Below are 7,041 nucleotides of genomic sequence, written 5' to 3'. Positions count from 1 at the left end.
CATGGACGACCAGCAGTAAGGGAACTATGTGAAGCGAAGCAGTCCGCTGTCACCGCTGTTGCTGGGAGCCTGCGGGCTCCTGGCCCTCAATTTCCACACGGTTGCCCAGGCAGCCGATGACATCGACCCACAACTGCGCCAGATCGGGCCATCGCTGCTACGCTATGCGCCCGAAGCTGTGCCCGCACGCCCCGCTACCGGGATGGCTCCGGTCGCCGGTGGCGACCGCCTGGGGTTGAGCGAAGCCGTGCTGCAGGCAGCGCAATGGCACCCCAGCATCGCCGAAGCGATCGGCAACCTGTACAAACAGGGCGAAGGTATCAACGTTGCCCGCGCGGGTTACTACCCGCAAATTTCCGGCGGTATCCGCACCGGTTACGACACCGGCTACGGCGGCGACCGCAACAGCCAGGCGCTGAACCTGTCGCTGAAACAGATGCTGTACGATTTTGGCAAGGTCGACAGTGCCGTCAGCGCTGCCCAGGCCGCCGCCGCCCGCGCCCAGGCCAACATTCTGCTGGTGGTGGATGACCTGGCCCGCGACACCGCCTATGCCTGGATCGAAACCCGTCGCTACGAACAACTGATGCTGATCGCCCGCGATCAGATCCGCGGCGTTGGCGACATCGCCGGCATGGCCCGCCAGCGCAGCGACATGGGCGCCAGCACCCGCTCCGATGTGGTGCAGGCCGAGTCCCGCGTGGAAAGCGCCCGCGCCACGCTGGAGGAATACCAGGCGCAGTACGAACGCTGGCGCTCGACCCTGGCCGCCCTGATGGGGCGGGTAACCCCACCGGTGCTGGCCGAAGAATCGCCCCCCGCACTGAACCAGGCCTGCAAGCGGCCGGCGCAGGGCGATGACCGCCTGCCCGCAGTGCTGATGGCCCTGGCCCAGCGCGCCCAGGGCCAGGCCGAACTGGCCCAGGCCAAGGCCGAGGCCTACCCGACCGTGTCGTTGCAACCACAGGTCAACCATTACCTGGACGACGACTACAACCGCGACAACTCGCGCATGGACCGCACCCAGGCGGGTATCTACCTGAACGTCGAGGTGCCCATCTACCAGGGCGGCGCCATCAGCGCCCGCAGCCGCGCCGCCGGCCATGCGCTGACCGCCGCCGACTCCGCCGAAGACGCGGCACGCCTGCAAGCCCGTCGTGGCCTGGCCGAGGCCATGGCGCAAACCTCCGGGCTGGGCCGCCGCCTGACCTCGCTGGAAGCGCGCCAGGTCAGCATTCAGGAAGCCCGCATGCTCTACGGCCGCCAGTACCTGGACCTGGGCACCCGGCCGCTGCTGGACCTGCTCAACGCCGAGGGCGAGATCTACCAGTCACGCTTCGAACTTGCCGGCACCCGCTCCGACCTGCTGCGCCTGGATGTCGACTGCCTGTACAACACCGGCGCCCTGCGCACGGCCTTTGGCCTTGAAGGGCGCAACCTGCAAGGTGTGGAGATCCAGCCATGAATGATCCGATCAATGTGACCCTGCCCGACCAGGCCAAGGCGCCTGAACAGCCAGCCGTGCACCGGCCAGACCTGGGCCCCTGGCTTGAGGTGATGCTGCAGGTGGCGCACCACTACCGCCTCGACGTCTCACCGCAGCGTATCCGCCTCGCCGCCATCGAAGATGCCCGCCCGCTGGACGAAATCCTTCGCCACATGGCCCGCCAGGCCGGCCTGGCGCTGCGCTTTGTACGCTTCGATGCCAAGGGCCTGCGCCAATGGCGCACGCCGCTGGTGCTGGAGCTGGACGATGGCCAGCTGGCGGTGGTCGAGTCGGTGACCGAGGAGGACGACCTGGCGGTCGTCTTCGCCGGTGACCAGGGCCTGACCTCACGCCTGCCCCGCGACAGCCTGAAGGGCCGTATCAACCGCGTCGCCCTGCTGCGCCCGGCACGGCCGCTGCGTGACGTGCGCACCGATGACTACACCGCGCCGTACGACCGCCACTGGTTCGCCCGCATCGTGCTGCGCGACCTGCGCCCCTATGGCCAGGTGATGGTCGCCTCGCTGGTGGCCAACGTGCTGGCGCTGGCCGGCGTGCTGTTTTCCATGCAGGTGTACGACCGGGTGATCCCGGCCGAATCGCTGCCAACCCTGTACGTGCTGTTTGGCGGTGTAGTGCTGGCGCTGGTGTTCGACTTCAGCATGCGCCTGCTGCGCCTGAAGGTGACCGACCTGCTCGGCAAGCGCGCCGACCTGCGGGTAAGCGACCTGGTCTACGGCCATGCCCTGCGCCTGCGCAACTCGGTGCGGCCCAAATCCACCGGCTCGTTCATTTCGCAGCTGCGCGAGCTGGAATCGATCCGCGACCTGATCACCTCCAGTACCGCCACGGCACTGGCCGATCTGCCGTTCTTCCTGCTGTTCCTGTTCGTGTTCTGGCTAATCGGTGGTGTGCTGGTATTCATCCCGCTAGTGGCGCTGCTGGCCATGGTGCTGCCTGGGCTGCTGGCGCAACGGCGCCTGGCGCGGCTGGCGAATGCCTCGATGCGCGAATCGGCGCTGCGCAACGCCATGCTGGTAGAAAGCATTCAAGGCCTGGACGAAATCAAGGCACTGCAGGCCGAAGCGCGTTTCGAGCGGCAGTGGAACCAGTACAACGCCGCCTGCGCCCATACCAACCTGCGCCTGCGCACCCTCACCAATGGTCTGGTGACCTGGACGCAGAACGTGCAAGGCGCGGTGTTTGCCGTGGTCATCGTGGTCGGCGCGCCCATGGTCATCGCCGGCGACCTCACCACCGGTAGCCTGGTAGCGGCGTCGATGCTGTCGTCGCGGATGATGGCGCCGCTGGCTCAGCTGACCCACGTACTGACCCGCTGGCAGCAGGCCAAGGTAGCCCTGCAAGGCCTGGACAAACTGATGCAGTCGGCAGTGGACCACCCGGAAGGCGAAGCCCGCGTGCACGTGCCGGCGCTTCGCGGCGAGTACCGCCTGCGCCAGGCCAACTTCCGCTATAGCGAAGAATCCCCACCGGTGCTGAATATCGGCCAGCTGGACATCCAGCCCGGCGAGCGCATCGCCGTGCTGGGGCGCAACGGCGCGGGCAAATCGACCCTGCTGCAGGCATTGGGCGGGGCCATGGACCTGGTGCAAGGCGAGGTCAGCCTGGACGGCATCGCCATGGCCCACCTCGACCCGGCCGACCTGCGCCGTGACGTCGGCTTGCTGGCACAGTACTCGCGGTTGTTCCACGGCACCCTGCGGGAAAACCTCACCCTCGGCGCCGGCCAGGCCAGCGACCAGGAACTGGTGGCCGCACTGGCCGCCACTGGCGCTCTGGACTTCGTCCGCCGCCTGCCCAAGGGCATGGACCACCTGATCCTCGAAGGTGGCCTGGGCTTGTCTGGCGGCCAGCGCCAGGCCCTGGTGCTGTCACGCCTGCTGGTACGCCAGCCGCAAGTGCTGCTGCTGGACGAGCCGACTGCGTCGCTGGACGACATGACCGAGCGCAAGCTGCTGGATAACCTGGAGCGCTTCTGCCAGGGCCGCACCCTGGTGATCGCCACCCACCGCCTGAGCGTGCTGCAGCGGGTAGACCGCATCATCGTGCTCGACGGCGGGCGCATCGTCATCGACGACAGCCGCGATGCGGCGCTGGCCAAACTGCAAGGAGCGCAGGCATGAGCAACCATGAACTCCCGGCCTCCTACCTGGACGGCCAGGACGACCAGGCGGTCTTCCGCGCCGGACGCATCATCACCATTTGCGCGCTGATGCTGGCGGCGTTCCTGGGCTGGGCGGCCTGGTTCGAGGTGACCGAGGTGTCCACCGGCACCGGCAAGGTGATCCCCAGTTCGCGGGAGCAGGTGATCCAGTCGTTTGAAGGCGGTATCGTCGCGCAGATGAGCGTGGCCGAGGGCGACCTGGTCGAGCGCGGGCAGATACTGGCCCAGCTCGACCCTACCAAGACCGCCTCCAGTGTGGGCGAAAGCGAAGCCAAGTACCGCGCCGCCAAGGCCAGCCAGGCCCGCCTGCAGGCCGAGGTGACGGGCAAGCCGCTGCGCTTCCCCGAAAGCCTGCGCGACTCGCCAGACCTGATCGAGGCCGAAACAGCGTTGTACCAGACCCGCCGGCGCGGGCTGGAACAGACCCTGGCAGGCATTGAAGACTCGCTGCAACTGGTACGCAGCGAGCTGAAGATCACCGAGAACCTGGCGAAAATGGGCGCCTCCAGCCGGGTCGAGGTGATCCGGCTGAACCGCCAGCGTTCTGAGCTGGAACTCAAGGCCAACGAAGCACGCTCGGATTACCTGGTGCGTGCCCGGGAAGAGCTGGCGAAAGCTAGCGCCGAGGCCGACAGCCTGTCCGAAGTGGTGCGGGGGCGCAGCGACTCGCTCACCCGCCTGACCTTGCGCTCGCCAGTGCGCGGCATCGTCAAGGACATCGAGGTCAATACCCTGGGCGGCGTGGTACAGCCCGGTGGCCAGGTGATGAAGATTGTGCCGATGGACGAGCGCCTGCTGATCGAAACCCGCATCGCCCCGCGTGACATCGCCTTCATCCACCCGGACCAGGCGGCCAAGGTCAAGATCAGTGCCTATGACTACTCGGTGTATGGCGGGCTGGACGGCAAGGTGGTGGGAATTTCGCCGGATACCCTGCAGGATGAGGTGAAGCCGGAAATCTATTACTACCGGGTGTTCATCCGCACCGAGCAGGACAGCTTGCAGAACAAGGCCGGCAAGCATTTTGCGATCGTGCCAGGGATGATCGCCACGGTAGATATCCGGACCGGTGAGAAGACCATTCTCGACTACCTGATCAAACCGTTGAACCGCGCCAAGGAGGCCCTGCGGGAGCGGTAACTGGCCGGGGCCGCTTTGCGGCCCAATCGCCGGCAAGCCAGCTCCCACAGGTACAGCATCACCTCGAAGCCAGCACAGTACCTGTGGGAGCTGGCTTGCCGGCGATTAGGCCAGAACAGGCAATACACACCTAAAGCCAGGCCCGACCAGGCCGATAACCGGTTATCCCCTGTTTCCCACCGAAGGTCACCATGGCCACCCAAAATGCCCGCGCGGACTCGCTGTCCCTGCTGCTGTTCACCCTGCGCAGCGGCAAGCTGATGGCAATCAACCTGCTCAAGGTCAGCGAGATCATCCCCTGCCCGCCGCTGACCAAGCTGCCCGAATCGCACCCCAACGTGAAAGGCGTGGCGACCTTGCGCGGCCATTCGCTGTCGGTCATCGACCTGTCCCGCGCGATCGGCGAGCAACCGTTGGCCGACCCGGCTGGCGGCTGCCTGATCGTCACCGAGATCAGCCGCTCGCGCCAGGGCCTGCATGTGCAGGCGGTCAGCCGCATCGTGCATTGCCTGAGTACCGACATCAAACCGCCGCCCTTTGCCTCGGGCAACCGCTCGTTCATCACCGGGGTTACCCGGGTCGACAATGCCCTGGTGCAGGTGCTGGACATCGAAAAAGTCATCCACTCCATCGCCCCACCCGTGGCCGAACCGGCTCACGGCGCCTTGAACGAAGAAGACGCCAGCCTGCTCGCCGCCGCCAACATCCTGGTGGTGGACGACAGCCAGGTGGCGCTGCAGCAGTCGCTGCACACCCTGCGCAACCTCGGCATCGAATGCCACACCGCGCGCAGTGCCAAGGACGCCATCAACGTGTTGCTGGAACTGCAAGGCACCGCGCAGGAGATCAACATCATTGTCTCCGACATCGAGATGAGCGAAATGGACGGCTACGCGTTCACCCGCACCCTGCGCGAAACGCCTGACTTCCAGCACCTGTACGTGCTGCTGCACACCTCGCTGGACAGCGCCATGAGCAGCGAGAAAGCGACCCAGGCCGGGGCCAATGCCATCCTCACCAAGTTCTCCTCGCCAGAACTGACCGACTGTCTGGTGGTGGCGGCGCGAACCGTTGTGTTCGCCGAGCGCTGATATATTCAGAGACAAAACCCCCAGCTTGCCCCCAAGGGTGAGTCGGGCATAATTCGCGTCCCTCCGAAGAAAACTGCCGGAACCGCGTATGAAGTTTTTCAGCTCCATCCTGATTGGCTGCGCCCTGTTCAGCGGTGTCGCTCATGCCTCCAGCAGCCAGGCGTGGAACGAGCAGCGCCAGCAGATGCTCAAGGCCTGCCTGGCCGCCAGCCAGTTCAAGGACGCCCATGCCCGTGGCAAGCCCGCCGAGTTCGATGACCAGGTGGGCATGAGCGCCCTGCTGGTCGAAGGCGTCTACCCACAAAAACACATGCAGCAGCGCAGCGGCACCGAGCTGTGCCTGTACGACCGCCAGCACCAGCGGGCGTTTGTCAGTGAATGGAACCCGGAAGCCAAGTGACCGACAGCGTGCGTTTTGCCTGTACCGGCTGCGGCAAATGCTGCACCGGCCACCATGTACCGCTCACCCTCGATGAAGCGCGCCGCTGGGCCGATGCTGCGGGCCAGGTAGTGGTGCTGATCGAGGCGTTCGTGGTCGATGGCCCTGGCATGCCGCCCGAACAGCGCGAGCATGTGCTGCGCCGCTCGCACGCGGTGCCCTGCGGCACTGGCGATGCGCGGGTTTCGGTAACGTTCGCGGCCTTCAACCCGGGCCGCTGCCATAACCTCGATGACAACGACCTGTGCACGATCTACGAACAGCGCCCGCTGGTGTGCCGGATCTACCCGGTGGAAATCAACCCGCATATTCCGCTACGGCCCGATAGCAAGGATTGCCCGCCTGAAGCCTGGCAGCAGGGGCCTGAGCTGATCCATGGCACGCAACTGGTGGATGCCGGGCTGCAGGCGCTGGTGCAGGCATCGCGGCAAGCCGACCGCGACGACATTGCTGCCAAGGTGGCGGTGTGCCAGGCACTGGGCATGACCACCAGCGCGCTGAAGGGCAACGGGTTTACGGCTTACCTGCCGGATATGGGTGCGTTTGCTAACGCGCTGGCGCAGATTCCGGTAGATGACGGGGCGCAGTGGACCTTGCATGTGGAAGACGAAGCGCTGGTGGCGAGCTTGCGGGAGCAGGGTTTGCACACTACCAACGAGCCCCCGGTGTATTACGCCTTCATCGGTTTTTAGAGAAACAG

Annotated in this window: 6 protein-coding genes; all 6 read left to right on the top strand. The window is 65.8% G+C overall.

The annotated features are described in order from the left end of the window. Positions 1-28: 28 nt before the first annotated feature. Positions 29-1,465: a TolC family outer membrane protein gene (locus tag AC5O5R_RS03970; protein ID WP_494514978.1), complete on the top strand. Its 1,437-nt coding sequence runs from the start codon at positions 29-31 to the stop codon at positions 1,463-1,465. Continuing rightward, positions 1,462-3,630: a type I secretion system permease/ATPase gene (locus tag AC5O5R_RS03965; RefSeq protein WP_494514977.1), complete on the top strand. Its 2,169-nt coding sequence runs from the start codon at positions 1,462-1,464 to the stop codon at positions 3,628-3,630. The genes AC5O5R_RS03970 and AC5O5R_RS03965 overlap by 4 nt, the downstream gene beginning before the upstream one ends. Further along, positions 3,627-4,811, top strand: coding sequence for an HlyD family type I secretion periplasmic adaptor subunit (locus tag AC5O5R_RS03960; RefSeq protein ID WP_172285774.1), 1,185 nt, complete (start codon positions 3,627-3,629; stop codon positions 4,809-4,811). The genes AC5O5R_RS03965 and AC5O5R_RS03960 overlap by 4 nt, the downstream gene beginning before the upstream one ends. 191 nt (positions 4,812-5,002) lie before the next feature. Continuing rightward, a complete protein-coding gene (locus AC5O5R_RS03955) occupies positions 5,003-5,902 on the top strand; it encodes a chemotaxis protein (RefSeq protein WP_172225959.1) in 900 nt (299 codons plus the stop codon). An 88-nt stretch (positions 5,903-5,990) separates the two neighbouring features. Then, positions 5,991-6,302 carry a hypothetical protein gene (locus AC5O5R_RS03950; protein WP_172225962.1) on the top strand — a complete coding sequence of 104 codons (312 nt, stop codon included), beginning with the start codon at positions 5,991-5,993 and terminating at the stop codon, positions 6,300-6,302. Beyond that, on the top strand, positions 6,299-7,033 hold the full coding sequence (locus tag AC5O5R_RS03945) for a YkgJ family cysteine cluster protein (RefSeq protein WP_172285773.1): 735 nt from the start codon (positions 6,299-6,301) through the stop codon (positions 7,031-7,033). The genes AC5O5R_RS03950 and AC5O5R_RS03945 overlap by 4 nt, the downstream gene beginning before the upstream one ends. The last annotated feature ends 8 nt before the right edge of the window (positions 7,034-7,041 follow it).

Source organism: Pseudomonas sp. 8_5_2 (assembly GCF_059295255.1).
This window is presented reverse-complemented; position numbering and strand designations above follow the sequence as displayed.

Bases quoted from the DNA above. Each gene is read 5' to 3' on its own strand.
- AC5O5R_RS03955 (WP_172225959.1), top strand. From the start codon at position 5,003: ATGGCCACCCAAAATGCCCGCGCGGACTCGCTGTCCCTGCTGCTGTTC.
- AC5O5R_RS03965 (WP_494514977.1), top strand. From the start codon at position 1,462: ATGAATGATCCGATCAATGTGACCCTGCCCGACCAGGCCAAGGCGCCT.
- AC5O5R_RS03950 (WP_172225962.1), top strand. From the start codon at position 5,991: ATGAAGTTTTTCAGCTCCATCCTGATTGGCTGCGCCCTGTTCAGCGGT.
- AC5O5R_RS03960 (WP_172285774.1), top strand. From the start codon at position 3,627: ATGAGCAACCATGAACTCCCGGCCTCCTACCTGGACGGCCAGGACGAC.